This window comes from Microbacterium sp. Y355, assembly GCF_059445345.1.
In genome coordinates, this window is the sequence record NZ_JCAIUD010000001.1 from 3,168,291 (window position 1) to 3,193,058 (window position 24,768).

General features: G+C 65.4%; 26 protein-coding genes. 16 read left to right on the forward strand and 10 right to left on the reverse strand.

Annotation, left to right across the window (positions count from 1 at the left end; translation table 11 throughout):
• Positions 1 to 20: 20 nt before the first annotated feature.
• Positions 21 to 797, forward strand: coding sequence for an enoyl-CoA hydratase-related protein (locus tag AC1C2O_RS15260; RefSeq protein ID WP_495431291.1), 777 nt, complete (start codon positions 21 to 23; stop codon positions 795 to 797).
• 99 nt (positions 798 to 896) lie between these two features.
• On the opposite strand, the gene AC1C2O_RS15265 is transcribed toward AC1C2O_RS15260, so the two are convergent.
• The 3 genes from AC1C2O_RS15265 to AC1C2O_RS15275 form a co-directional block, all read right to left on the reverse strand.
• Positions 897 to 1,340, reverse strand: coding sequence for a YdeI/OmpD-associated family protein (locus AC1C2O_RS15265; RefSeq protein WP_495431292.1), 444 nt, complete (start codon positions 1,338 to 1,340; stop codon positions 897 to 899).
• A gap of 93 nt (positions 1,341 to 1,433) precedes the next feature.
• Positions 1,434 to 1,883, reverse strand: a complete 450-nt coding sequence (locus tag AC1C2O_RS15270; protein ID WP_495431293.1) for an SRPBCC family protein — start codon at positions 1,881 to 1,883, stop codon at positions 1,434 to 1,436.
• On the reverse strand, positions 1,883 to 2,419 hold the full coding sequence (locus AC1C2O_RS15275; RefSeq protein ID WP_495431294.1) for a MarR family winged helix-turn-helix transcriptional regulator: 537 nt from the start codon (positions 2,417 to 2,419) through the stop codon (positions 1,883 to 1,885). The genes AC1C2O_RS15270 and AC1C2O_RS15275 overlap by 1 nt, the downstream gene beginning before the upstream one ends.
• A gap of 155 nt (positions 2,420 to 2,574) precedes the next feature.
• Between AC1C2O_RS15275 and AC1C2O_RS15280 the strand changes: the two genes are divergently transcribed.
• The 3 genes from AC1C2O_RS15280 to AC1C2O_RS15290 are packed head-to-tail and all read left to right on the forward strand — an operon-like array spanning position 2,575 to position 6,077.
• Positions 2,575 to 3,351: an electron transfer flavoprotein subunit beta/FixA family protein gene (locus tag AC1C2O_RS15280; RefSeq protein ID WP_495431295.1), complete on the forward strand. Its 777-nt coding sequence runs from the start codon at positions 2,575 to 2,577 to the stop codon at positions 3,349 to 3,351.
• A 2-nt stretch (positions 3,352 to 3,353) separates the two neighbouring features.
• A complete protein-coding gene (locus tag AC1C2O_RS15285) occupies positions 3,354 to 4,340 on the forward strand; it encodes an electron transfer flavoprotein subunit alpha/FixB family protein (RefSeq protein ID WP_495431296.1) in 987 nt (328 codons plus the stop codon).
• A 6-nt stretch (positions 4,341 to 4,346) separates the two neighbouring features.
• Entirely contained in the window at positions 4,347 to 6,077 is a 1,731-nt protein-coding gene (locus tag AC1C2O_RS15290; protein WP_495431297.1) for a cytochrome b/b6 domain-containing protein, read from the forward strand.
• A gap of 144 nt (positions 6,078 to 6,221) precedes the next feature.
• Here the strand turns inward: AC1C2O_RS15290 and AC1C2O_RS15295 are convergent, their stop codons facing one another.
• Entirely contained in the window at positions 6,222 to 6,728 is a 507-nt protein-coding gene (locus AC1C2O_RS15295; protein WP_495431298.1) for a GNAT family N-acetyltransferase, read from the reverse strand.
• Between the two features lie 108 nt (positions 6,729 to 6,836).
• Here AC1C2O_RS15295 and AC1C2O_RS15300 point away from each other — a divergent pair, with 108 nt between their 5' ends.
• Together AC1C2O_RS15300 and AC1C2O_RS15305 are read left to right on the forward strand one after the other, a co-directional pair.
• The gene (locus tag AC1C2O_RS15300) at positions 6,837 to 7,397 is read left to right on the forward strand and encodes a thioesterase family protein (RefSeq protein WP_495431299.1); all 561 of its coding nucleotides are present in this window, start codon (positions 6,837 to 6,839) and stop codon (positions 7,395 to 7,397) included.
• A gap of 46 nt (positions 7,398 to 7,443) precedes the next feature.
• Positions 7,444 to 8,781 carry a hypothetical protein gene (locus AC1C2O_RS15305; protein WP_495431300.1) on the forward strand — a complete coding sequence of 446 codons (1,338 nt, stop codon included), beginning with the start codon at positions 7,444 to 7,446 and terminating at the stop codon, positions 8,779 to 8,781.
• On the opposite strand, the gene AC1C2O_RS15310 is transcribed toward AC1C2O_RS15305, so the two are convergent.
• The 3 genes from AC1C2O_RS15310 to AC1C2O_RS15320 are packed head-to-tail and all read right to left on the reverse strand — an operon-like array spanning position 8,667 to position 10,617.
• Positions 8,667 to 9,197, reverse strand: coding sequence for a hypothetical protein (locus tag AC1C2O_RS15310; protein ID WP_495431301.1), 531 nt, complete (start codon positions 9,195 to 9,197; stop codon positions 8,667 to 8,669). The two genes, AC1C2O_RS15305 and AC1C2O_RS15310, sit on opposite strands and share 115 nt — an antisense overlap.
• Positions 9,194 to 9,769 (reverse strand): DUF4352 domain-containing protein, encoded by a 576-nt coding sequence (locus AC1C2O_RS15315; protein ID WP_495431302.1) that lies wholly within the window; start codon positions 9,767 to 9,769, stop codon positions 9,194 to 9,196. The genes AC1C2O_RS15310 and AC1C2O_RS15315 overlap by 4 nt, the downstream gene beginning before the upstream one ends.
• The gene (locus AC1C2O_RS15320; RefSeq protein WP_495431303.1) at positions 9,766 to 10,617 is read right to left on the reverse strand and encodes a hypothetical protein; all 852 of its coding nucleotides are present in this window, start codon (positions 10,615 to 10,617) and stop codon (positions 9,766 to 9,768) included. Before AC1C2O_RS15320 ends, AC1C2O_RS15315 begins: the two co-directional genes overlap by 4 nt.
• Before the next feature lie 94 nt (positions 10,618 to 10,711).
• Between AC1C2O_RS15320 and AC1C2O_RS15325 the strand changes: the two genes are divergently transcribed.
• From AC1C2O_RS15325 to rocD, 6 genes are all read left to right on the forward strand, one after another.
• On the forward strand, positions 10,712 to 14,353 hold the full coding sequence (locus AC1C2O_RS15325) for a proline dehydrogenase family protein (protein WP_495431304.1): 3,642 nt from the start codon (positions 10,712 to 10,714) through the stop codon (positions 14,351 to 14,353).
• Between the two features lie 83 nt (positions 14,354 to 14,436).
• Positions 14,437 to 14,871, forward strand: coding sequence for a hypothetical protein (locus tag AC1C2O_RS15330; protein ID WP_495431305.1), 435 nt, complete (start codon positions 14,437 to 14,439; stop codon positions 14,869 to 14,871).
• On the forward strand, positions 14,871 to 15,086 hold the full coding sequence (locus AC1C2O_RS15335) for a helix-turn-helix transcriptional regulator (protein ID WP_495431306.1): 216 nt from the start codon (positions 14,871 to 14,873) through the stop codon (positions 15,084 to 15,086). The genes AC1C2O_RS15330 and AC1C2O_RS15335 overlap by 1 nt, the downstream gene beginning before the upstream one ends.
• Position 15,087: 1 nt before the next feature.
• Entirely contained in the window at positions 15,088 to 16,086 is a 999-nt protein-coding gene (locus AC1C2O_RS15340; RefSeq protein ID WP_495431307.1) for an NAD(P)-dependent alcohol dehydrogenase, read from the forward strand.
• Between the two features lie 197 nt (positions 16,087 to 16,283).
• Positions 16,284 to 17,183 (forward strand): dimethylargininase, encoded by a 900-nt coding sequence (gene ddaH / locus AC1C2O_RS15345; protein WP_495431308.1) that lies wholly within the window; start codon positions 16,284 to 16,286, stop codon positions 17,181 to 17,183.
• The gene (rocD, locus tag AC1C2O_RS15350; RefSeq protein ID WP_495431309.1) at positions 17,180 to 18,379 is read left to right on the forward strand and encodes an ornithine--oxo-acid transaminase; all 1,200 of its coding nucleotides are present in this window, start codon (positions 17,180 to 17,182) and stop codon (positions 18,377 to 18,379) included. Before ddaH ends, rocD begins: the two co-directional genes overlap by 4 nt.
• Positions 18,380 to 18,559: 180 nt before the next feature.
• On the opposite strand, the gene AC1C2O_RS15355 is transcribed toward rocD, so the two are convergent.
• Together AC1C2O_RS15355 and AC1C2O_RS15360 are read right to left on the reverse strand one after the other, a co-directional pair.
• Entirely contained in the window at positions 18,560 to 19,885 is a 1,326-nt protein-coding gene (locus AC1C2O_RS15355) for an MFS transporter (protein WP_495431751.1), read from the reverse strand.
• 5 nt (positions 19,886 to 19,890) lie between these two features.
• Positions 19,891 to 20,331, reverse strand: a complete 441-nt coding sequence (locus tag AC1C2O_RS15360; RefSeq protein ID WP_495431310.1) for a MarR family winged helix-turn-helix transcriptional regulator — start codon at positions 20,329 to 20,331, stop codon at positions 19,891 to 19,893.
• Positions 20,332 to 20,373: 42 nt separating this feature from the next.
• On the opposite strand from AC1C2O_RS15360, the gene AC1C2O_RS15365 reads away from it, so the two are divergent.
• The 4 genes from AC1C2O_RS15365 to AC1C2O_RS15380 are packed head-to-tail and all read left to right on the forward strand — an operon-like array spanning position 20,374 to position 24,106.
• Positions 20,374 to 21,126 carry a copper homeostasis protein CutC gene (locus AC1C2O_RS15365; RefSeq protein ID WP_495431311.1) on the forward strand — a complete coding sequence of 251 codons (753 nt, stop codon included), beginning with the start codon at positions 20,374 to 20,376 and terminating at the stop codon, positions 21,124 to 21,126.
• A 54-nt stretch (positions 21,127 to 21,180) separates the two neighbouring features.
• Positions 21,181 to 22,053, forward strand: coding sequence for an alpha/beta fold hydrolase (locus tag AC1C2O_RS15370; RefSeq protein ID WP_495431312.1), 873 nt, complete (start codon positions 21,181 to 21,183; stop codon positions 22,051 to 22,053).
• 23 nt (positions 22,054 to 22,076) lie between these two features.
• Positions 22,077 to 23,126 (forward strand): lipoate-protein ligase LplAB, encoded by a 1,050-nt coding sequence (gene lplAB / locus AC1C2O_RS15375; RefSeq protein ID WP_495431313.1) that lies wholly within the window; start codon positions 22,077 to 22,079, stop codon positions 23,124 to 23,126.
• The gene (locus AC1C2O_RS15380) at positions 23,123 to 24,106 is read left to right on the forward strand and encodes a DNA-methyltransferase (RefSeq protein WP_495431314.1); all 984 of its coding nucleotides are present in this window, start codon (positions 23,123 to 23,125) and stop codon (positions 24,104 to 24,106) included. Before lplAB ends, AC1C2O_RS15380 begins: the two co-directional genes overlap by 4 nt.
• Here the strand turns inward: AC1C2O_RS15380 and aztA are convergent.
• The gene (aztA, locus tag AC1C2O_RS15385) at positions 24,093 to 24,758 is read right to left on the reverse strand and encodes a zinc ABC transporter ATP-binding protein AztA (RefSeq protein ID WP_495431315.1); all 666 of its coding nucleotides are present in this window, start codon (positions 24,756 to 24,758) and stop codon (positions 24,093 to 24,095) included. The genes AC1C2O_RS15380 and aztA overlap by 14 nt on opposite strands.
• Positions 24,759 to 24,768 lie beyond the last annotated feature (10 nt).

The following is a 24,768-nucleotide window of genomic DNA, read 5'->3' on the forward strand; positions in this document are numbered from 1 at the left end:
GAAGCGGTGAAGGGAACGAGATGACCGAGTACGAGACGATCCTGGTCGAACAGCGAGGTCGCGTGGGGTGGATCACCCTTAACCGTCCGCAGGCGCTGAATGCCCTGAACGCCAGGCTCTCCCAGGAGGTCACTGCCGCGGCGGTCGCCTTCGATGCGGATGACGGTGTCGGCGCCATCGTGCTGACCGGCTCCGAGAAGGCGTTCGCTGCCGGAGCCGACATCAAGGAAATGGAGTCGATGTCGGCCGCCGAGATGCGCGAGACCGACCACTTCGGTGCGTGGAGCGACTTCGCCGCAGTTCGCACGCCCGTGATCGCGGCGGTGAGCGGCTTTGCTCTCGGCGGCGGATGCGAGCTGGCGATGATGTGCGACATAATCCTGGCCGCTGACACGGCGAAGTTCGGGCAGCCAGAGATCAATCTCGGGGTGATTCCCGGGATGGGCGGAACGCAGCGACTCATCCGCGCCATCGGGTATTACAAGGCCGCCGAGCTCGTGCTTTCTGGCCGCATCATGGGCGCCGAAGAAGCGGAACGTGCTGGCTTGGTGTCTCGGGTTGTTGCGGCATCCGATCTTCTTGCAGAGGCCACGAAGCTGGCCGAGACGATCGCGTCGAAGTCGCTGCCGTCGGTGTTTGCGGCTAAGGCGGCGCTGGATGCTGCCATGGAGACGTCTCTCGCCGACGGGCTCGCGCACGAGAAGCAGGCATTCGCCGCGCTGTTCGACACTGCAGATCAGAAGGAGGGCATGTCTGCCTTCCGTGAGAAGCGCACGCCGAACTTCAGCAACAGCTGAGACGCCAGCCCCAGGGCTTGGATACATGCGGTGCGTGAAACACCATCGAGGACGTGGTGTCTCACGCAGTGGATGTTGCGGTGCGCGCCCGGTGGTGTGTCAGGCCCGGAGATCGGTGAGGATCTTCGTCAGGCGTCGCTCGCGGGTCTCTTCCGCCTTGGCCTCGGTGATCTGGCGGGCCAGCTCCTTACGCTTCGACGGGGCGAGTGCGTCGAACGCCTGCTGCAGCTTCGGATCGGATGCCAGTGCCTCAGCTAGTGCCGACGGCACCTCGACGGTGCGCTCGGCCGCATCGACGGTGATCGTCACCTCGATCTCTTGGTCGATTTCCACTCCGGCCTCCGCGCGGGCGGCCTTGCTGAACCCGATCAGATTGTCTCCGCCCATGCGGGAAAGGCGTAGCCGGATGCTGCGGTCGCCGAAGTCGACTAAAACGGGGAATGCTTTGCCTGCGCCGAGTTTGGCGACCTGCTCGTCGGTGAGCTTGATCGCGGCGGCGGGGCCGCGGCCTTCGAGGACGGTCTTGATATGCAGTTCAGCCATGGCGCCCAGGGTATAACGCCACGCATTCAGAATCGAGAACACGCAAACCGTCCCTCGGATGGTCGGGGAAGGACGGTTTGTGTGTTCTCGAGCTCAGTGTTCGAGGGATGCGGCGAGCAGATCGCCTCGCTCATCGATCAGGCGGCGCATGTACTCGCGCATGAAGAGGCGGTCGACGATGCTACCGATCGGTCCGAACGGTGAGCGAAAGGTCACCGTGTCGCGCATCACTGTCCCGTCCGGATGCTCAAGAAACTCATGTTCGTGATGGAAGGCGCCGAACGGTCCCTTGATCTGGCGATCGCAGAAGCGATGCGGAGGATCGATGTCGAAGACGATCGAGCTGAGATGGAACGGCACGCCGAAGTGTCGTGCGCGCCAGGTGACCGTCGATCCTTCGGTGAAGGCGCCTCCGGCCGGGCCCGAGACCATCGTCTCGCCGTAGCGCGCCATGGATTCGACATGGAGCGCCGGATCGAGGGATGCGGCGAACACCGCGGCGGGTGTCGCGTGGATGACCCGCTCCAGCACGAACTGGGCCATCAGAGCGGATCGGGCTGCGGGCGCGGATCGATGAAATCTCCGGCATCCTTACGCAGACGGGCGACGATCGACACGAGATCGGCGGCATCCGACTGGTTCACGCCAGGTTCGGTGAAGACGTCCGCATTGAGTGCAGTTGTTGCCTGCTCGACGAGGGCGCGGCCCTCTTCGGTGAGCGCCAGCATCGCCGCGCGCCCATCGTGTGGATGCGGCTCACGCAGGATCAGTCCGTCGCGCACCAGCCGGTCGGCCGTACTCGTGACAGTGGTGGGGTGCACCTGTAGGCGAGCGACGACGCTCGACAGGGGCAGGCGACCCGAGCGGCTGAAGGCCAACAGTCGCAGAACCTCGAAGCGGGCGAACGAGAGCCCGAAGGATTTGAGGGATGTATCCACTCGTGCCAGCAGCAACTGTTGCGCGCGCATAATCGAGGTCACGACGGCCATGCCGTCTGCGGCATCCGTCCACCCGTGCGCGATCCACTGACGCTTCGCCTCGGCGAGAGGATCGATCGGGAGCGGACGAGGTTGGGCCACGGAGTCTACGGTACCGGGAAGCGCGTCGTACGGATGAATTGTTCGTTCTGTATACATTAGGCATCGGTTCCGGGAGTAAGTTCGGGGGATACGACCCGGATTGGCTACATTGCCCACGATATAGGTAGACTCGGCCCCATCGTGAGGAGTAGTCGATGAAGATCTTCGTCTTGGTCAAAGAGGTGCCGGACACCTATGGCGATCGCAAGCTGAATCTAGAGACCGGGCTGGCCGATCGTGCGGCCGGTGATGTGGTTCTCGATGAGATCACTGAGCGCGCTCTTGAGGTTGCGCTGTCGTACGCCGACAAGGCTGAGGGCACCGAGGTTGTGGCTCTTACGATGGCTCCTGGGTCCTCTACTGCCTCGCTTCGTCGTGCGCTTGCGATCGGTGCAGCATCCGCTGTGCACATTGTCGATGAGCAGCTTGCCGGAGCCGATCTGGGCTTGACGGCTGAGGCGCTGGCCGCGGCGATCCGCCGGGCCGAGCCTGACCTGGTGATCACCGGGAACCTCTCCACTGACGGGTCTGGTGGTGTGATTCCGTCGATGCTGGCGGAGCACCTTGGATACGCGCAGGCCACTGCCCTCAACGCGGTGGAGATCACCGCCGAGGGTGTCTCTGGTACGCGCGCCGCTGACGATGGCTCACAGCCTGTCTCGGCGTCGTTCCCTGCTGTGATCTCGATCACTGAGGCTTTGCCGGATGCGCGGTTCCCGAACTTCAAGGGCATCATGGCCGCGAAGAAGAAGCCGCTCGAGGTGTTGTCACTCGACGACCTTGGCGTCTCGGCGGATCCTGCCGCGGCCCCGCGGACGATCATGACGACCCTCTCCGAGAAGCCCCCGCGTGCGGCGGGTGTGAAGATCATCGATGAGGGTGACGCTGGCACGAAGCTGGTCGAATTCCTCGTGCAGAACAGGCTGGTGTGACGATGAGCTACCCCGAGAAGTCGATCCTCGTCCTGGTGGATGTGACGCCCAACGGTGACGCGGCAAGCTCTACCGCCGCGCTCCTGGGTGCAGCGTCCCTGATCGGTTCACCGGTCGCGTTGGTGCCCGGTGGCTCACCCGGTGCTGATGTACAACGTGCTGTGGATGCTGCGGCTGCTGCCGGTGCGTCCGTCGTGCTGACCGCCGATGCTGATGCCGGATCTCTCACCGTGCCGCTTGTGGATGCCCTGCAGGCGGCGTATCAGCGCGTGCAGCCCGACGCGGTGCTGGTGTCGAACTCGATCACCGGCCGTGATGTCGCCGGCCGTCTCGCGGTGCGCGAGAAGCTCGCACTCTCGATCGATGCGATCGGCGTCTCCCGAGACGACGAGGGCATCGTCGCGCACCACTCTGTTTACGGTGGCGCGTACCTTGTGGATTCTGCGCCCACTTTCGGTGCTCCCATCATCACCGTTCGTCAGGGTGCGGTGGATGCTCGCGCTGAGGCGGTCGCTTCGCCGACTGTCGAGGCAGTTGAGGTCACGGCATCCGGATCCGTCGCCGCGACTGCAGGCGTGACTGAGGTCATCGAGGTTGAGTCGTCTCGTCCTGAACTGCGTGGAGCCGCGAGGGTTGTCTCCGGTGGTCGCGGTCTCGGTTCGAAAGAGAAGTTCGTGCTCGTCGAACAGCTTGCAGATGTGCTGGGCGCAGCCATCGGCGCCTCGCGCGCAGCCGTCGACGCCGGCTACATTCCCTACGCGCACCAGGTCGGTCAGACCGGGGTTTCGGTGTCGCCGCAGCTGTACATCGCGCTCGGTATTTCTGGTGCGATCCAGCATCGCGCGGGGATGCAGACGGCCAAGAACATCGTCGCGATCAACAAGGACGGCGAGGCGCCGATCTTCGACGTCGCCGACTTCGGCATCGTCGGTGACCTGTTCACCGTCGTGCCGCAGGTGGTTGCCGCGCTCGAAGCGCGAAAGAAGTAGCGAACGATGGGTGCGCAGAAGCTGCGACGGGGCCTGCCCCGCGTTGTCGGCGGCGAGGCCTGGCCGCCGGCCGGTGAGGTCGAGACCGCGGATGCCGTGGTGGTGGATGTCGCTGTGGTGGATGTTGTTGAGGTCGCTCCGGTAGCGGATGCTGCTCCCGCGGCTGCGCCAGCCAATGAGGCTCCCGTTGCTGAAGCTTCTGCCGCCGAGGCTCCAGCTGCGTCTCAGCCGTCGGGACCTATCGCTGCCCCCGTGGTCGCGCCGGTTGCCCCGGCCGTGGTCGCGCCGGTTGCCCCGGCCGTGGCCGGCGGCGTGCGCCGTGGACTGCCGCGCACGCCCGGTGGTGAACCGTGGCCGCCGTCGGAGGCTGCATCGCCGGCCGCTGCACCCGAGGCATCTTTCGCGAGCACTGCGTCAGGTGCTCCCACAGCGGCTGTTGCGGCTGCCGCGAGCACTGCGCCTGCCACGTCAGACGTAGCATCCGTTACGCAGACACCCGTTACACCCGTCGCCGGCGCGCCGAGCGCCGGCTCGACTGGCGGAGGCTCTGCCCTGCGCCGTGGTCTGCCCCGCACGCCCGGTGGTGAACCGTGGCCGCCTGCGGGGACGAGTGCACCGATCGCTGCTGTCGCGCCCGAGCTCGCCGACGTACCCGCGGCGACGCCTGAAACCGCCGCAGCCGTGGCATCCGTCGAGCCCACTCCGTCGACAGCGTTGGCGCCGGTGGACGTGAGCGCCCCGCTGCCTTTCCAACGCACAGTCTTCCCCGGTAAATACGCCTACACTCGCCCCGCTCCCACACCTGAGCCGGTGCGCATCGGTCCCTTCACGAAGGGACAGTGGGCGGGTGCCGTCATCGTCGGCGGTATTGGCCTGTTGGGCGCCGCGGCGATGGCCGTGCTGTTCGTGCGCTGGCTGCTGAGCCTTTCCGGCATGCAGGACTTCCTACAGGCATTCCCCGGCGAGTACCACCTGCCAGAGGGCGCCCCGGTGGGCTTCCCCAGCTGGCTCGGGTGGCAGCACTTCTTCAACGTGTTCCTGATGGTGCTGATCATCCGCACAGGCCTCAGCGTGCGACATGACAAACGCCCGACGGCGTTTTGGACCGCACGCGGAAACGCGAAGACCAAGATCAGTCTGACGCTGTGGTTCCACCAGTCACTCGACATCCTGTGGCTCGTGAACGGCATCGTCTTCGTCATCCTGCTATTCGCCACAGGGCAGTGGATGCGGGTCATCCCCACCAGCTGGGAAGTCTTCCCGAACGCGCTGTCGTCCGCGCTGCAGTACGTGTCGCTGGACTGGCCGACCGAGAACGGTTGGGTGAACTACAACTCCCTGCAGCAGCTCGCCTACGGCACGACGATCTTCATCGCCGCACCCCTCGCAGCCATCACCGGAGTGCGCATGAGTGGCCTATGGCCGAAGAACGCCGCGAAGCTGAACAAGGCGTACCCGGTCGAGTTGGCGCGGGCACTGCACTTCCCGGTGATGCTGTACTTCGTGGTGTTCATCGCGATCCACGTGTTCCTCGTCTTCGCGACGGGTGCGCTGCGCAACCTGAACCATATGTATGCAGCGCAGGGATCGGTCGATCCGAACGCGTATGCCGACAACTGGACCGGATTCTGGTTCCTCGTGGCAGGCCTCGTCGTCATCGCCATCGCGTGGGTGGCCGCGCGACCGTTGGTGCTCGCGCCGATCGCCAAGCTGTTCGGCACCGTCTCAGCGCGGTGATACCGGCGCCATACGATGGGCCGCGGCCGAGGCTACTGCACCCACGCCCCGCGACAGCGCCGAGGCCCTTGGCTGCTGACGTCAGCAACCAGGGGCCTCGACGGTAACCAGGGGCCCCGGCGGAAGTGCCAGGGGGAACCAGCCTCAGCGCACGAAACGTACTTCGGTCAGGGTCTCGCCGAGGAAGGGCTCGGTGTGCTTCGCGCCGTCGAGCTTAAAACCGTTGCGCTCGTAGAAGCGGTGGGCGCGAGGGTTGTCCTCGGCGACCCAGAGGTACAGCGGCTCGTCCTTTTCGACAGCGGCATCGAACAGCTTCTGGCCGAGGCCGGTGGAGTGATATTCGTGCAGCAGGTAGATGAAGTACAGCTCGCGGAACGCGGGAGCGTCCTTGTCGCGTGCGGGTCCAGAGCCGACGAAGCCGACGATCTCGCCGTCGACGAGCGCTGCACTCATGCGGAAATCTTCACCTTGCGCGGCCCAGTGCGTCCACAGCTCCGCCAGGCGGCGGGGGGAAACCTTCTCGAGGGCTGCCTTGCTGATCAGGTGGTCGTAGGTCTCGTGCCAGCACTTGGCGTGCACGCGTCCTAGCGCTTCCGAATCAACATCACGGACCGGACGGACAATGACTTCTGGTTGGGCTTCGGCGCTCATGCCGCGACTCTACGCGCGACCCGCGCGAAGGAGAAATCGAGCGACTCTCCTGTGTGATTTCCACAAAGGAGTGCGCGGATCATGCGCCGGTGACTACGATCGACCCTCGTGAACGTGATCTGGCGAACCCTGCTTGTGATGTGGAGCGCGCGCCGTCGCCTGCGCAGGGAAGGGCGTCTCTCGCCCACCGAAGTGGGGCGCGTGCGCGTGACGACCCTGCCTACCGACATCGACATCCTGCGGCACATGAACAACGGCCGCTACCTGTCGCTGTTCGATTTGGGCCGCTGGGATTTGCTGGTGCGCACCGGCATGAGCGGTGCGATGAAGCGCCATGGCTGGTATGCCGTCGTGTCTTCTGAAACGGTCACTTTCCGCAAATCGCTCGAGCTCTGGCAGCGCTTCGACATCGAGTCGCGCCTGATCGGTCACGATGACAAGGCGATCTATCTCGAACACCGTGCCGTGGTCGATGGTGAGATCTACGCACGAGTGATCGTGCGCGCGCGGATGCTGAAACGCAGCGGTGGCACGCTCTCGCATCAGGAGCTGTTTGCGGCGATCGGACGGCCGGAGGGCCTGCCGGATGTCGATCCGTGGGTGCACGAGTGGGCCGCTGCATCCGCTCTCCCGCCCACCCGCGCGGATGCGCCGAGCATCTGGTCTTGAGCGAGGCGTGTGGCGTCGCTGCTACCACCGGCGCTAGCGTGGACTCGTGCTGACGCTCCTCGCTACCATCGGCCGCGTGCTCCTCGCGCGCTGGCCGGCGTTGCTGGCGTGGTACCTCGGCGCCGCTCTGGTGCATTACTACGGCATTATCGGTGCCGCGTATGCCGGAGCGACGAGCGCCGCGATCGGCTTCTTACTGCTCCCGCTCGCGATCCTCGCCAAGCTCATTGCGTTCGTCGCGATGTTCCTCGTCGTTCGAGACGCGCTGCGCGAACTGCAAGCGATCGCGCCGTTGCCGGACAGTAGTGTCGAACGACGCCGAACGTTCATGTCGACCTTGCTCGCCAGCATCCTGCCGTTCTTTGCGATCTACACCGCCTGGGGATTCCTGCAGGAGGACGTCGACTCATACGCGCAGCGGGCACTGGCGATCCGATCAGGGCTGGCGCTCCAAGCGATCGTCGACGGGACAGACTCCCTCGAAGGGGGCGCCGTTCTCGAACTGAACGTCACTGCGTTGTCGCTGTTCACGATCGTCTCCGCGTTCTCCGCTCGGTGGGCATTCAAACGGTTCGGCTCGACGCTGCCGAAGTGGACAACCCTGCTTGCGGTCTACTTCGAGGCCGTCTGGGTGTTCTTCTCGCTGTACCTCATCAGCGACGGCTTCGCCGCTCTCGGCGCGTGGGTCGACACGCGCGTCGCGATGGTGTGGCTCGGGGACGTTCGTGACTGGCTCGGCGCATGGCTGGTGCCGCTCGCCTGGCTGTGGGATTCCATCGGCATGCTCGTGGGCACGCTTGCGGGCATTCTCGTGCAGCCGCTGGCCTGGTTGACGATCGCGGGTGTCATCTACGGGCAGGCAATCGAGGCCGAGCAGCCGGGCTTCCAGAAGAGGTTCACGGAGACCACGCAGAAGAGGCTCAAGAAACTGCCGAACACCGTCGTGCGCTGGCTCGGAGAACTCGCAGGTGAGTTCACATCCCGCTTCCGGCCCATCGTCAACGCGCTCGTGCTCATGTGGCGGGCGGGGCCGGTGCTCATCGCCTCATATGTGCTGCTTTACACGATCGTGTTGGCACTCGACCCATCGCTCCAGTGGCTGCTGAGTCGCATTGTGGGTCCGCAGGACTTGAACGATTTCTGGCGGGCGTACGGCCCCGCGCTGTTCCTCGTCGTTCCGCTCCTGCTCGAGCCTTTGCGCATCGCCATCGTTAGCGGCGCCTACGACAGCACCCTCGGGCGGCTGCGTAAGAACACAACGAAGCCTGATCAGGGATCGATCGAGAAGCGGATCACCGAGGGGATGGCATCCACCGATGCGATTTCCACCCAGAATGGCCCTTCGGCGTCGGCTGGCACGATGAACGGCACGATCATCTCGTAGGGCGGGACCCTGTTCTCGCCGTCCGTCACGCAGTTCGTCGGCTCCTCGCTGGATGAGAGGAGACCGAGCTGGAAGCGTGATTCGGGGAATCGGATGCCAGTGCTCTGCTGCACGAGCGTCGGCGCGGAGCACGACGGCGCATCGCCGTGCGGGTCGACCGGGATGGCCGCGGCGATGATCTTCACATCCGCAGGCATGTCAAAACCGGAGGTGTCGGTGATCTCGGACGCTCGAATCGGACCCCAGTCCGCTCCGATGAGGTCGATGCTGTCGTCATCGGCGACATCGATCGGGATGGTGTTGCGGAACAGGTTGTAGTCCTGCCAGCCGTCCCAGGCGATGGCGCCGAAGGTCACGGGTGCGAGCACGGCGAGGGCGCCGAGCGCCACGGCGTTGCGCCGCCACCAGCCGGTCATTTGATCCACTCCGGTTCGATGACCTGTACCTCGGGGAGCGGGCTGACCTCGTCGAGATCGATCGGGATCTCGAGCACCGAGTCCATCCTGGTGTCGCTGCTGAGCGACAGCTTCAGTACCCCGGTACCGGCGAGTTCCGTTAGCTCGAAGGCAAGGGAGCCATGTCGGGGGACACCTGGGTTCAGCCTCTCGCTTAGCATCGACGGCGTGCGTTCGGTTGCGCGGTATTCACGCCCGTCAAGTTCGAACACGGCGCCTCCGAGAGTGACATGGCCGATGAGGTACGCGACCCGCGGCCCGCTCACACTCGCGGCATCCACATCGACGACAAGCCAGTTCCCGTCGGCGGTCCAGGTGGTGTCGCCCTTGCTGTCTTCGTCGCCGGTCACCGTGGTCGCAGTGCGGACATCGGTCACAGTGGCGACGAGATCGCGCCCCGTCACCTCCTCGCCGATCTCACCGCTGACGACGAACGCGGCGACTTCGGCATCCTCAGCGGGGGCGATGGCAGACACAGCGCCGGCAGCGATGAGTAACACGATGGTCACTGACCAGGTCATCAGTCGGTTCATGTTGCGTCCCCCGCCCCGAGATCCTCGATCGTGACATCGGTGTATGCGGCGGTGTGCTGATCGGACCAATAGACACCGTAGAGCACGGATTGACCGATGCGGCGGACGGCCGTCGGCAGGCTGAGGCGCACGGTGTCACCTTCATTGAAGGCCTCGGTGGGAACCGCCCAGCTGAGGACGAGGCGCACTGGGATCTCGGGCTGCAACCACGGGGCTAAGGTGCCGTCGTCGAGGCGCGCGACAGACGGCGCGACCTTGACCTGCACGTCAAACTCGGTCAGTCCCGCGTCGCTGAGAAGCTCCGCCATTCCTTCGACTCTGACCCCACCGAAGGTGTCTTTCGACGAGGAGGACCGCGCGAACTCGCTGAGGTTTCGGGTGTCGATGACGAGGCTGAGGATGCGCTCCCCCTCGTCGGGAAAGACCCCGGTCGTGTTTAGCTTGTCGATCACCGTTGCCTGCACAGGCGTCATCTCGATCTCTGCGCCGACGACAGTCTCGCCAGCTGCGATCACCGGCGTCTCCGGCGCCGGGACAGCCTCGAGCCCGCCGAACAACGCCGTCACACCGAGAAAGATCACGAGTGCCCCGGTGCTGAGCCACTTCACCGGCACCCGGTCAATGGCGCGCTGCGCGAGCGTGCGCTTACCACCGGATGCCGCAGCCGCGGCTGCAGGAGTCATCGATGCGCCGGAAACGGTCGCCGCCGCGCGCGATGCGGGAGTGGCTCCGGCAGACCCACCGGGATTCATCGGTGTGCCGGGCTTCGCGCCCGCAGGAGTCGCGCCGAACGCGGCGGCGAGGCTCTGCTCGCCCGCGCCCGGTTTGTCCCCCTCGGCCGGTGTCACGGCTCCAGCATAGAATGCGGCAATCCAGACAAGAAGCATCCTTGCCACTGTGTGTCACCACTCCCGGGGGATACCGCGCTCCTAGGCTGAAGACATGTCAGAGTCGTCAGCGCCAGGCGCCGTCTCGCTCGCCGAGCAATCGGTCGAATTGGCGCGTCGTTGGATCGCCGAAGCAGCAGGTGCCGAGGTCGACCCTGCTGCCGCTCGACTCGCCGATGTGCTGCAGGACGAAAAGGGCCTGCCTTTCACGCTGGGATTCGTCGACGGCGTCATGCGGCCCGAAAGTCTTGCGGCTGCGGCGTCGCAGTTGCAGCGCATCGCACCGTCCGTTCCCGATTTCCTGCCCTGGTATCTGCGCGGCGCCGTGCGCCTCGGCGGCGGTGTCGCCCCAGTGTTGCCTTCTCCGGTCGTGCCGATTGCCAGGCGTGTGCTGCGCGACATGGTCGGCCACCTCATCGTCGATGCGCGGCCCGCGAAGCTGAGCGCTGCGATCGAGAAGCTTCGAGGCAGCGGCGCGCGGCTGAACCTCAACCTGCTCGGTGAGGCCGTGCTCGGCGAAGCCGAAGCGCAACGGAGGCTGGACGGCATCGACGACCTCATCCGTCGTGACGACGTCGACTATGTCTCGGTGAAGGTCTCGTCAGTGATCAGCCACATCTCGCTGTGGGCCTTCGATGAGATCGTCGACAAGGTGGTTGAAAGACTGCTGCCGCTGTATGTCACTGCTGCTAAGACCGGAACCTTCATCAATCTCGATATGGAGGAGTACCGCGACCTTGATCTGACCATCGCGGTGTTCATTCGCATCCTCGAGGATCCTCGCCTGCAACTGCTCGAGGCTGGAATCGTATTGCAGGCGTATCTGCCCGATGCGCTCTCCGCCCTGCGTGAGCTGACGGCGTGGGCGAAGGATCGTGTCGAGCATGATGGTGCTGCGATCAAGATCCGCCTGGTCAAGGGCGCGAACCTTGCGATGGAGCGAGTGGATGCCGTGATGCACGGGTGGCCGCTCGCAACCTACGAGACCAAGCTCGACACCGACGCGAACTACCTGCGGATGCTGGACGAGGCGCTCCGCCCGGAGAACACCGAGGCCGTGCGAATTGGCGTTGCCGGTCACAACCTGTTCGGCATTGCATACGCCTGGCTGCTGGCCGGTGAACGCGGCGTGCGGAGTCAGATCGAGTTCGAGATGCTGCTGGGCATGACGCAGGGACAGGTTCAGGCAGTCTCCCGCGAGGTCGGGCACGTGCTGCTGTATGTGCCGGTCGTGAAGCCAGACGAGTTCGACGTCGCGATCAGCTACCTCGTCAGGCGCCTGGAGGAGAACGCGGAGCCTGCGAACTTCCTCTCGGCGGCATTCCAGATGCACACCGATGAGAGCCTGTTCGATCGAGAGCGCGATCGCTTTGTTCGAGCGCTGGAGCGCGCTGAGGACCGAACGCTGCGGGTCGTCCCTCGACGTACGCAGAATCGCCAGACTCCGGTGCACGAGTCGTTGCGGCCATCAGCGGCATCGCACGTCGAGGATGCCGACCTCACGAACGTCGTGCTCGGCATCGCCCGTGGATCCGGCGGAGAGCCCTTCGTCGAGACCGCCGTGTACTCCAGGCGCGAGGTGGATTCCGACTCCGCAGGGGCGCCCGGCTTCACGAATACGGCCGACAGCGACCCCGCGTTGCCTGCGAATCGCGACTGGGCGCATGAGATCCGCTCTCGCACCGAGACCTCCGCTGCGGGTGTGGCCACGCTTCGCGAAGCACGGATCACTGATCCCGCAGCGCTGGAGAAGACGATTGCGCGAGTGAGCGCCGCGGCATCCGCGTGGGGTGCTCGCCCGGCAGCAGAGCGGGCCGAGACGTTGATAAGGGCGGCCGTCGCGCTTGAGTCTCGTCGCGCGGAACTCATCGAGGTCGCGGCATCCGAAACTGGCAAGGTGCTCGCCGAGGGTGACGTCGAGGTCAGCGAGGCCGTCGATTTCGCTCGCTACTACGCCGCGAAGGCAAGAGAGCTGGATGCTGTCGCAGGCGCCAGCTTCGTGCCCGCACGCGTGACCGTGGTCACGCCGCCGTGGAACTTTCCGATCGCAATTCCAGCCGGGGGAGTGCTCGCCGCGCTCGCCGCAGGCTCTGGCGTTGTGTTCAAGCCAGCGCCGCAGGCTCGCAGATGCGCGGCGGTCGTCGCCGAGGCGCTTTGGGAAGCCGGAATTCCGCGGGACGTCCTCACTCTCGTCGACCTCGAAGAGGGCGAGCTCGGACGGCAGCTCATCGCGCACGACGCGGTGGATCGCGTCATCCTCACCGGTGCATGGGAGACGGCAGCGTTGTTCCGGTCCTGGAGGCCAGACCTGCCGCTTCTCGCGGAGACCAGTGGCAAGAACGCGATCGTGATCACGCCGACGGCAGATCTGGATCTCGCCGTCGCCGACCTGGTCAAGAGTGCGTTCGGTCACGCCGGACAGAAATGCTCGGCGGCGTCGCTGGCGATTCTCGTCGGGCCGGTCGGCCGGTCCAAGCGTTTCGCGCGTCAGCTGGTGGATGCCGTAGCGTCGCTGCACGTCGGATGGCCGAGTGATCCGCTGACGGAGGTGGGTCCGGTGATCGAGGAGCCGCAGGGCAAACTCGCCTGGGCACTCGACGAACTCGAGGGCGACGAGCAATGGCTGATCAGGCCTTCGCGTGTTGAGGGAGATGAGACCGGTCGGCTGTGGCGCCCTGGCATCCGCGTCGGTGTGCAACCGGGCTCGCGTTTCCATATGGAGGAGTTCTTCGGGCCGGTGCTCGGCATCATGCACGCCCCGACCCTCGGCCGCGCGATTGAGCTGCAGAACGCGGTGGACTACGGGCTGACGGCGGGGTTGCACACGCAGAATCCCGATGATCTGTCCGAGTGGCTTGATCGGGTGAAGGCCGGAAACCTGTATGTGAATCGCGGAATCACCGGTGCCATCGTGCAGCGTCAGCCCTTCGGCGGTTGGAAGCGCTCCTCGGTCGGCCCCGGCACCAAGGCAGGCGGGCCGAACTACCTCATCGGCCTCGGATCATGGCGATCTCGCGGAGGCGGTCAGGCATCCAGCACTCTGCACCTGCGTGGTCTCGACACGCGGATCACGGAGCTGATCGAATCAGCGCAGCCGTCGCTGGACTTCGAGAGCTTCGAATGGCTGCGCCGCGCCGCGCTTTCGGATGCGATCGCCTGGGACCGCGAGTTTGGACAGGTACGCGACGTCTCGCAGCTCGGCGTCGAGCGCAACCTGTTCCGGTATCGACCGGTGCCAGTGATGATCAGGGCGTCGGGGGATGCCGCATGGCACGAGCTGTTGCGGGTGGTGATCGCCGCGATCCGCACCGGCGCGAGATTCTTCCTGAGTACGCCGGTCGGGCTGCCGGCCGAAGTACGGCGCGCGCTGTCGGAACTCCGCGTCGCTGTCGCCGTTGAGAGCGATGAGGAGTGGATCGATCGGATGTCGCGGAGCGATGATCCGGCCGATGTGCTCAATCCCGCGGTCGAGCACCGTGCGCAGCGGGTGCGCCTGGTCGGCACCAGGGATGCCGTGGCCACCGTGCATCGCGCACTAGCCGAGGCAGTGCACGGCGACCCTGACCTGTCCGTATATGACGGCGAGGTGACGTCGGCCGGTCGCATTGAACTGCTGCCTTTCGTGCACGAGCAGGCGATCAGCATCACTGCGCATCGCTTCGGCAACCCGGACGACTGGAGCGCGGACGTCATCTGAACTCCATGTAAAAGATTCTTGACACGCGCGCAGTGTCGCGCTACATTTCAGGTGTCAAGAATCTTTTACATCAAGGAGTTCTCATGGTCTATCACGAGCGCGCCGCTTGGGCGGGAATCGTCGCCGCGGTCGCCACCCTCGTCACCTATGTCGCCCTGGTTCTCGGTCAGTCCGGTGGTGACGCGCTGACGGATGCCGACTGGTGGCCGCTTATGCTCTGGGCCATCGGAGGCGGCATCGCCCTCAGCATCCTGCTCACGATCATCTGGGGCATCGTCGTCGGTTCACGTGACCGTGAGTCGGCCACGGCATCCGATGTGCGAGACGTGGACATCAGCAGACTGGGCGGCCGAGTCGAACACGCTTTTCTCGTCATCGCGGGGCTCGGCGTCATCGTGCTGTGTGCCGTCGGGGCCGATGTCTTCTGGATCGCGAACACGATGTTCCTCGGCTTCGCCGTCTCGGCGATCATCGGCGGCATCGCCCGTGTGATCGCCTACCGACGGGGCCTCGTCTGATGGTCAAGCCCACCCTCGTGACAAATGGCATCCGCGTGCGTCGTGAGGATGCCGGCATCACCCAGGCCGAACTCGCTCGCCGCATCGGCGTGACACGTCAGACACTCATCGCGATCGAGCAGGGGAAATACTCACCGACGCTTGAACTCGCATTCCAGATCGCCCGCGCATTCGAGGTTGGTATAGACGACCTCTTCCAGTACCCGGAAGGCTGACATGAACGCTGTAGTAATTCCCTCGAGTATGACGGCGTGGAGCCGTTCGGACTACGGCTCCGCAGACGGTGTTCGGTCGGTGGAGACATCCGTTCCCACGCCCGGCAAGGACGAGGTGTTGTTGAAGATCCGCGCCACGGCACTCAACGCAGGGGACGTGCGGTTGATGCTCGGCGATCCGCTGCTCGTGCGCCTCGCCTTCGGGTTGCGCGGACCGAAGCAACCGATTCGCGGGATGGATGTCGCGGGCACCGTCGTCGCGGTCGGCGACGGAGTCTCAGCGGACAGGCTGGGGGAAGAAGTCATCGCCGAACTGAACGGGGGTGGCGGCCTGGCGTCCTTCGCCGTGGTGCGTGCCGACAGGCTCTCGACGCGTCCCGTCGATCTGGATCCCGTCGTGGCCGCAACGCTGCCGATCGCCGGCGGCACAGCCGTTCAGGCGCTCGATCTCGCAGCCGTATCGGCCGGCCATCGGGTGCTCGTTCTGGGCGCATCTGGGGGAGTCGGAACTTTTGCCGTGCAGCTCGCGGTCTCGCGCGGAGCGGAGGTGTGGGCCACCTGCGGCGCCAGCAATCGTGCGCTCGTCGAGGGCCTCGGGGCGACCCGCACGTTTGACTACCGCTCGACATCAGTGGCTGAGCTGCCGGTCGGTAGTTTCGACGCGATCATCGACCTGGCAGCTTCCGCGCCGCTCGGGCAGCTGCGACGATTGTTGGCAGTGCCAGGCACGCTCGTGATGTGCGCGGCCGGCAACGGCCGCTTGTTCGGGCCGATCCCGCGGATGCTACGCGGCGCGGTGCTGTCGATCGGTTCACGCCGACGCATCCGCGCACTGGTGGCGGTATCGAAGTCAGCGGTGATCGACCAGCTCGTCGAGCTGACGGTGAGTGGTCGGATCTCGCCGGTGATTGAGAGTGTCCGGCCGTTCTCTGAAGCAGGCGCTGCGCTCGCCCGCCTGGAATCCGGGCACACGGTCGGGAAGGTCGTCGTGCTCGCATAGTGAAGCGTCGTTCGACGAGACTCGCTCCGCTCTTACCACGAGACGGATCCGCCTCTGGCGCGCACACAGTCGCGGATGCCACAATGAGAACTGGCGTGCCAGCGTCGCATCTTCCCCCTCGTCTCTGCGATGAGCGGAGGGTCGAACTTCCGCCTGGCCCCTGGACAGCGTCCGCCGCATCCCTCTCAAGGAGACAGATGTCGACGCCCGAAACGATCACCGCACCCGCAGCCGCCCCCGCACGCACGGCGCAGCACCGCCGCTACCTGATGTGCAGGCCGGAGCATTTCACGGTCAGCTACACGATCAATCCGTGGATGGAGCCGGCCAAGCCCACCAACACGGCGAGGGCCGTTGCGCAGTGGCAGATGCTGTACGACCTTTACCTCCAGCTCGGCCATGAAGTCGAGCTCATCGAGCCGCTCGCCGGCTACCCGGACATGGTCTACACGGCCAACGGCGGATTCGTGATCGAAGGACGCGCCTACGTGCCGAAGTTCCGCTTCACAGAGCGTGCCGGCGAAGCCCCGGCATTCGCGGACTGGTTCCGCGCGAATGGCTACGACACGATCGAGCCCGAAGAGGTCAACGAAGGAGAGGGCGACTTCCTGCTCGTCGGCGACACGATCCTCGCCGGCACCGGCTTCCGCTCCACCGGCGACAGTCACCGCGAGGTGGGCGAGATTTTCGGTCGCGAGGTCATCTCGCTGAACCTCGTCGACCCGCGCTTCTACCACCTCGACACCGCGCTCACGGTGCTCGACCCGGTGCAAGGCGAACAGAACGGCGGTCCAGAGCACGCGAACATCGCGTATCTGCCCGGTGCCTTCGATGACGCCAGCCGCGCGATCCTCGAGAGTCGCTTTCCGGACGCCATCCTGGTCTCGGATGAGGACGGATCCGTCTTCGGCCTGAACTCCGCCAGCGACGGATACAACGTCATCATCTCGCCGCGGGCGAAGGGCTTCGAGGCTCAGTTGCGCGAACGCGGATACAACCCCATCACCGTCGACCTATCCGAGCTGCTGCTCGGTGGCGGCGGCATCAAGTGCTGCACGCTCGAGCTGCGCGCGGCGGAGCAGGAGGAGAGCGCATGACCGCTTCGACCACCCCCGTGCACACCGAGGCACACGTCGCCGAGAACTACCACCCGCTGCCCGTCACGATCGCCTCAGCTGAGGGCGCGTGGGTCACCGACATAGAAGGCAAGCGCTACCTCGACCTGCTCGCGGCATACTCGGCCGTGAACTTTGGCCACCGGCATCCGAAGCTCATCGCTGCGGTGACCGAACAGCTCGACCGGGTCACCCTCGTCAGCCGTGCGTTCATGAGCGACCGGCTCGAACCGTTCTCAGAGGCACTCGCGCGCATGTGCGGCAAAGAGCTTGTGCTGCCGATGAACACCGGCGCAGAGGCCGTCGAAACCGGCATCAAAGTTGCCAGGGCGTGGGGTTACCGGGTCAAGGGCATCGCGCCCGAGAAGGCGCGCATCATCGTGGCGGCCGGCAACTTCCACGGCCGCACGACGACCATCGTCAGCTTCAGCGATGACGAGTCGGCACGCGATGACTTCGGACCCTACACGCCGGGTTTCGACGTGGTGCCCTTCGGAGATGCGGATGCTATCGCCGCAGCCATCACGGATGACACCGCGGCGATTCTGGTCGAGCCGATCCAGGGTGAGGCGGGCGTCATCGTCCCGCCGGAGGGGTATTTGCGTCGCATCCGGGAGCTCTGCGATGAGCGCAATGTGCTGTTCATCGCCGATGAGATCCAGGCGGGGCTCGGCCGCGTCGGCGAGACATTCGCGTGCGATCGCGAAGGCGTCGTGCCCGACCTCTACCTGCTGGGCAAGGCACTCGGCGGCGGCATCCTGCCGGTGTCTGCGGTAGTCGGCAACCGCGATGTGCTGGGCGTCATTCGCCCCGGCGAGCACGGTTCGACCTTCGGCGGCAACCCGCTGGCCGCTGCCGTCGGACTGCGCGTGGTCGAGCTGCTGGAGACCGGAGAGTTCCAGGAGCGCGCGAAGACGCTCGGCGCTCACCTGGCTACCGGGCTGGAGAAACTCGTCGGACATGGAGTCATCGGCATCCGCGTTGCTGGTCTCTGGGCCGGAGTCGATATCGACCCCGAACGTGGAACCGGACGCGAGATCAGCGAGAAGCTGATGGAGCGCGGCGTGCTCGTAAAGGACACTCATGGCCAGACGATCCGCATCGCCCCACCGCTCGTGATCCGCGCGACCGAGATCGACTGGGCGCTGGAGCAGCTGCGGCTGGTGCTGGAAGGCTGAGCGCGGCCCGCGGGCGCCGTCGCTCGGGCACATGGCCGCTGACGCCGGAAGAATAACCCGGCTGGGAAGGTGATCCCAGCCGGGTTTATTCTTCCCGCATTACCCGCGCCCGCGCCCGTGGCCGCGTTGACGCCAGTGGCCGCGTCTGCGCAGGCGGCTCCTTCGGCGCAGGCGGCCGGCTCAACCCTTCGGCGCCGTGCGGATCGGCGTGGTGGCAGCCGCGACCTCGTCGCTGAACTCCACCGGATCGACGCGCATGACCGAGATCGGCAGGGTCTCGTCGAGCGTCAGCCGGAACCGTGAGTTCTCCTGGCGGCGCAGGCGACCGGATGCCAGGATCCACGCGACACCGATCGCCATGGCAACGAGTCCGGCGATGCCGCCGACAAGGATGGCGGCGCGGGGGCCGGCGGCATTCGTGATCCACCCTGCGATCGGGGCACCGATCGGGGTCGAGCCCATGACGACGGCCATGTACAGCGCCAACACGCGCCCGCGCAGCGCGGGGTCGGTCGTGGTCTGCACGTAGCCGTTCGCAGTTGTCAGCATGGATACCGTCGAGAATCCGACGAATATGAGCACGGTGGCATACGTCCAATAGGTCGGCATCCACGCAGAGATGATGGATGCGACACCGAACCCACCGGCGGCGAAGATCAGAACTCTGACCCGTGCTCGCTCGCGTCTGGCAGCGAGCAGTGCTCCGGCCAGCGACCCGATCGCCAGTACCGAGCTCAATATTCCGTAGCCGTCGGCGTCACGGCCGAACTCCAACGCCATCGTCGAGGCGAAGATCGGGAAGTTCATCCCGAAGGCTCCGATCAGGAAGATCATCACGAAGGTGATCTTGAGATCGCTCCGGCCCCATACATAGCGGAAGCCCTCGGCGAGGCCGTTTCGTCCCTTGCTTTTGATTCGAGGGAGGAGCTCCCGCGTACGGATCAGTACGAGCGCGATGAGCATGGCGAGGAAGGTCGCCGCGTTGAACACGAACACCCATCCGGTGCCGACGACGACGATCAGCAGGCCTCCGACAGCGGGCCCGATGAGTCGTGCCATATTGAATGACGCAGAGTTAAGTGCGACCGCATTTGAAGCGTCTTCGAGTGTGACCATGTCTGAGACGAAGGCCTGGCGTGCCGGTGCGTCGAAGGCGTTCGTGATGCCGAAGGCCAACGCAAAGCCGAACATCACCGGCAACGTCATGACACCGGTCAGCAGCAGCGCCGCGACACCGATCGCGAGCATCATCAGCACTGTCTGGGTCAGCAGCAGGATCTTGCGTCGGTCGAACCGATCGGCGACCCAGCCGGTCACGCTCACCAATGCCAGTGGCGGACCGAATTGCAGCGCCATCGTGATGCCCATCGCGGAGGCATCATTGTCCGTCAGTTCGGTGAGGACCACCCAGTCCTGAGCGGTGGCCTGCATCCAGCCGCCGATGTTCGATACGAGGGCGCCAAGGAACCAGATCCGATAGTTGAAGTTCGAGAATGACCGGAACATTGCGCTCATCGTTCGGCCACCTTCCGCATCAGGGCCGAGGCTGCTCGCAGTGTCGCCAGTTCCTCACCGGTGAAGTCGAACTCGGCCAGCGCCGCGGCGAGGGCGGCGTCGCGCTTGCGCACGGTTGCGGTGACGATTTCGATGCCGGCATCCATGATCTCGATGTACACCCGGCGACGGTCATCTTCGTCGGGAACCCTCACGACGAGGCCGCTTTCCGCTAGGGCATCCACCGTGTTCGACATCGTCGGTGCACTCACTCGTTCACGTTGAGCCAGCTCACCCACCGGCAGGCGGCCGTTCATCCTCAGACATGCGAGCACGGCGAACTGCGCGTCGCTGAGCGTGTCCACCGCCCTCTCGCGGCGCAGCCGGCGAGCGAGACGGAAGGTTGCGAGGCGGAGATCAGTGGCGGTGGCGAGTACGGGATCGTCTGGTTCAGTCATTACTTAGGTAGTCTAACTAAATTTTCCGAAAATGGGGGCAGAATGGATGCCGTGAACATCGCGCTCGAACTCGCCGTCCAGGATCCCGCAGGGGTTCGCATCGCCCGGGAGGTCGGCGCTGCGCGCGTCGAACTCGCCCAGGCCCTCGCTCTTGGCGGGCTCACGCCGTCGCCCGCCACTCTTGAGTTGGCGCTGGACGCCGCGGGGGAGGCAGGGCCCGAGATCCACGTTCTTGTTCGTCCTCGCGCGGGCGGATTCCACTACGACACCGACGAGATCGCGCTGGCAGTGCGTGACGTGGAGAGGGCGGTTGCCGCCGGTGCCGCCGGGGTCGTCATCGGTGCGCTCGATTCCACTGGTGCGCTTGACCTTGACGCGATGGCTCGGCTGCGCGATGCCGCAGGTGAAGCCGCCGTTACTCTGCACCGTGCGATCGACGTCACCGCCGATCCGGTGGCGACGCTCGACAGCGCAATCGACCTGGGCCTGCGGCGCGTGCTCACCTCTGGTGGTGCATCCGCCGCCATCGATGGCATCGAAACGCTGCGTGCAATGGCGGTAGCCGCGGATGGTCGCATCGAGATCATGGCAGGCAGTGGTGTGAACGCATCGAGTGCGGCGGCTTTGGCCGCCGCGGGCGTCGACGCGCTGCACTTCTCCGCCAAGCGCAACGTTGTCGTCGACGGTGGCGGCGGTGGTGGCGTGCGGATGGGATCGGCTGCCGACGGCGTCGGAGGGTATGAGGTCACCGACCGCGACGCCGCGTTTGCGGTGCGAGCGGCGCTCGGACTCTGAGTCGGACTCTGACACAGGACTAGCCGTTTGCCGCCGCGTCCGTAGACTCGACCCATGCCCCAGACTTCGGAGTTCACCGACGCGCACGGCGTCGTGATCGTCTACGACGTCCACTCCGCACAGGGCGAACCACGAGGCGTGGTGCAGTTGATACATGGCGTCGGCGAGCACGCCGGTCGCTACGGCGCGTTGATCGGTGCTCTCACCGCGGCGGGTTTCACCGTGTACGCAGATGACCACCGCGGTCATGGGCGCACCGGCATCCGTCAGCATGGGGGCCCTGCGAAGCTCGGCAGGCTCGGCAAGGGCGGGATGAACGCGGCCAAGGATGCGATCTGGCAGCTGACCGGGATCATCCGTGCCGAGCATCCTGACCTGCCGCTCGTGTTGCTCGGCCATTCCTGGGGATCGTTTCTCGCACAGATGCTGGTCAACGACCATCCACAGGCGTGGGATGCCGTCATCCTCTCCGGTTCCGGGCTGCGCACTCCGCGCGATCTCAACGCCGGTCCGTTGAATGCCCGATGGGAGGGGACGGCTGCCACCGGCTACGAGTGGCTAAGCCGCGATCCCGCCGTCGGTAAGGCCTTCGACGATGATCCACTGACGACGAATGTGCCGATTCGGAGGCTGTTCGGCCTGATTGAAGGGGTCAAGATCTACGGCCTCCCGAGCAAGGCTCTGAACCCGTCGAAGGGCGGGCGCGACATTCCGATGCTGCTGATGGTCGGTCGTGATGACCCTGCGGGTGGGCCGCACAGCGTGCACAAGCTCGCTGAGGCATACCGCACGCGCTCTGGCCAGACAGATGTCACGACCCTCGTCTACCCCGATGCGCGCCACGAGATCTTCAACGAACTGCAGCAGGAAGAGGTTCGCGCTGACCTGCTCGCCTGGCTCGATAAGCACGTGCCAGCCCGGTCCTGACGAGAGCGGCTTAAGCTGGACTCGTGCATGGTGAATACAAGGTTCCAGGTGGAAAGCTCGTGGTCGTCGACGTCGAGATCGAAGACGGCAGGCTGAGCGACTTCCGCCTCGCTGGCGATTTCTTTCTCGAGCCAGACAGCGCGCTCGAAGACATCAACGCGGCCGTCAACGGGCTGCCAGCGGAATCGGATGCCACGGCCATCGCCGCTGCGGTTCGAGCAGCACTGCCTGATGGTGCCCAATTGCTCGGGTTCAACCCGGAATCGGTCGGCACGGCCGTGCGCCGCGCACTCATCACCGCACCAGGCTGGCGCGACTTTGACTGGGAGATCGTGCATGAGAAGGCCGTCTCACCACGGATGAACCTCGCCCTCGATGAGGTGCTCACCTCCCGCGTCGGTGAGGGGCGTCGCCGCCCGACGCTGAGGATCTGGGAGTGGGATGAGTCCGCGGTCGTGATCGGCTCATTCCAGTCGTACCGCAACGAGGTCGACCCTGAGGGGGCTGCCAAGCACGGCTTCGACGTCGTGCGTCGCATCTCCGGCGGCGGCGCGATGCTCATGGCGGCGGGGCAGATCATCACCTACTCGCTGTACGTTCCGGCATCCCTCGTTCAGGGCATGACGTTCGCCGATTCTTATGCGTTCCTCGATGACTGGGTGCTGCAGGCGCTGCGCACCGTCGGTATCGACGCGACCTATCAGCCGCTCAATGACATCGCGAGTCCCACCGGGAAGATCGGCGGTGCCGCGCAGAAGCGTCTCGCCAACGGCGGCGTGCTGCACCATGCCACGATTTCGTACGACATCGACGGGCAGGTCATGACCGAGGTGCTGCGCATCGGGCGCGAGAAGCTCAGCGACAAGGGCACTACTTCGGCCGCCAAGCGCGTCGACCCGCTGCGCACCCAGACCGGGCTCAGTCGCGCCGAGATCATTGACAGCTTCAAGGCGACGTTCCGTTCGCTGACAGATGCCGAAGACGGTGCGATCACGGCGGATGAGTACGCCGACGCCGAGGCGCTCGTGGAGTCGAAGTTCGCGACCGATGCGTGGCTGCATCGGGTGCCGTGACCCCCACACCCGCCTCCGGCCCGCGCTCGTCGGAATCAGTCCCCCAGCCTCAGCCTGGATCCGTATCGATCCTCCACGGCGACAACCTCACCGCTGCGCGATCACTGCCATCGGCATCCTTCACGCTCGTCTATCTCGACCCGCCCTTCAACACGGGCCGCACGCAGAGCAGGCAGGTGGTGACGGCTCGTCGAACGTCCATAACTCCTCAAGAACCGGCCGGTTCAGCCGCGGATGTCGCCGAAACCGCTGACTCCGACGAAGTTCTGAGGAGCTATGAACCGGAAGCGCCGCCGAAGGAGATCCGGCACGGCTTCCACGGCCACGAGTACGAGCGCGTGCGCGGCATGCTGCGCACCTACGACGACAGCTTCGACGATTACGGCGACTTCCTCATGCCGCGACTGGAGGAGGCCTGGCGCCTGCTCGCCGACGACGGCACGCTGTATCTGCACCTGGATTATCGTGAGGCGCACTACGCCAAGGTCATGCTCGATGCCGTCTTCGGGCGCGAGGCCTTCCTCAACGAACTGATCTGGGCCTACGACTACGGTGCGAAGTCGCGGCGCCGCTGGCCGACCAAGCACGACACGATCCTCGTTTACGTGAAAACCCCTGGCCGGCATGTCTTCAACGCCGACGACATCGATCGCGAGCCGTACATGGCGCCTGGCCTCGTCACGGCGGAGAAGGCGGCCAGAGGCAAGCTCCCCACCGACGTCTGGTGGCACACGATCGTGCCCACCACCGGCAAGGAGAAGACTGGTTATCCGACGCAGAAGCCCGAGGGGATCCTTCGCCGGATCGTGCAGGCCTCCAGTCGTCCAGGCGACCGTGTGCTCGATCTCTTCGCCGGCAGTGGCACCACGGGAGCGGTGGCATCCGCGCTTGGACGCGACGCCGTGCTCGTCGATGACAACCCGGAGGCGGTGCGCGTGATGCAGATGCGGATGCCGCACGCCGAGGTTACGACGCTCTGATCATCCGCCCGTCCTGAAGCTCTAGGACGTCGTCGACAGCGGTGAACTCCGTGATGTCGTGCGTGACGGCGACGACGCCAGATCCCGTCGCGGCGAGCTCATCGATCGTTTCCGCGATGATCGCGCGGGACCGCGAGTCGAGCCCGGCCATCGGTTCATCGAGCAGCACAAGATCGGCGCGTTGTACGAGCGCCTGTGCCAGAAGTGCGCGCTGTCGCTGCCCGCCGGAGAGCGTGCCGATAGGGCGCCGGGCGAGGTCGGAGAGACCGACAGTGGTGATCGCGTCTTTGATGCGGTCTCGATCTGCCCGGCGCGCCGGCCGCCACGCACCGAGCTGACCCCAGGTGCCCATCGCGACGATGTCGGTGACGCTCAGTGGCAGGTGTGGTGCGAGCGGAGTCGACTGCGGCACGAGCGCGATGCGGAGACCGGGCCGCATATCCACGATTCCGCGATGCGGTGTGATGAGTCCTGCTGCCACCGCGAGCAGGGTCGATTTTCCTGAGCCGTTGGCTCCGACGACAGCGAGCAGACGCCCGGCATGTGCCTCCGCATCGACGCCACGCAGGGCAGGGTGACCATCAAGGTCGACCGCGATGTCGCGCAGCGAGAGCACCCGAGTGGTCGGCAAGAGGAGAGAGGACGTGGTCACGCCACCCATT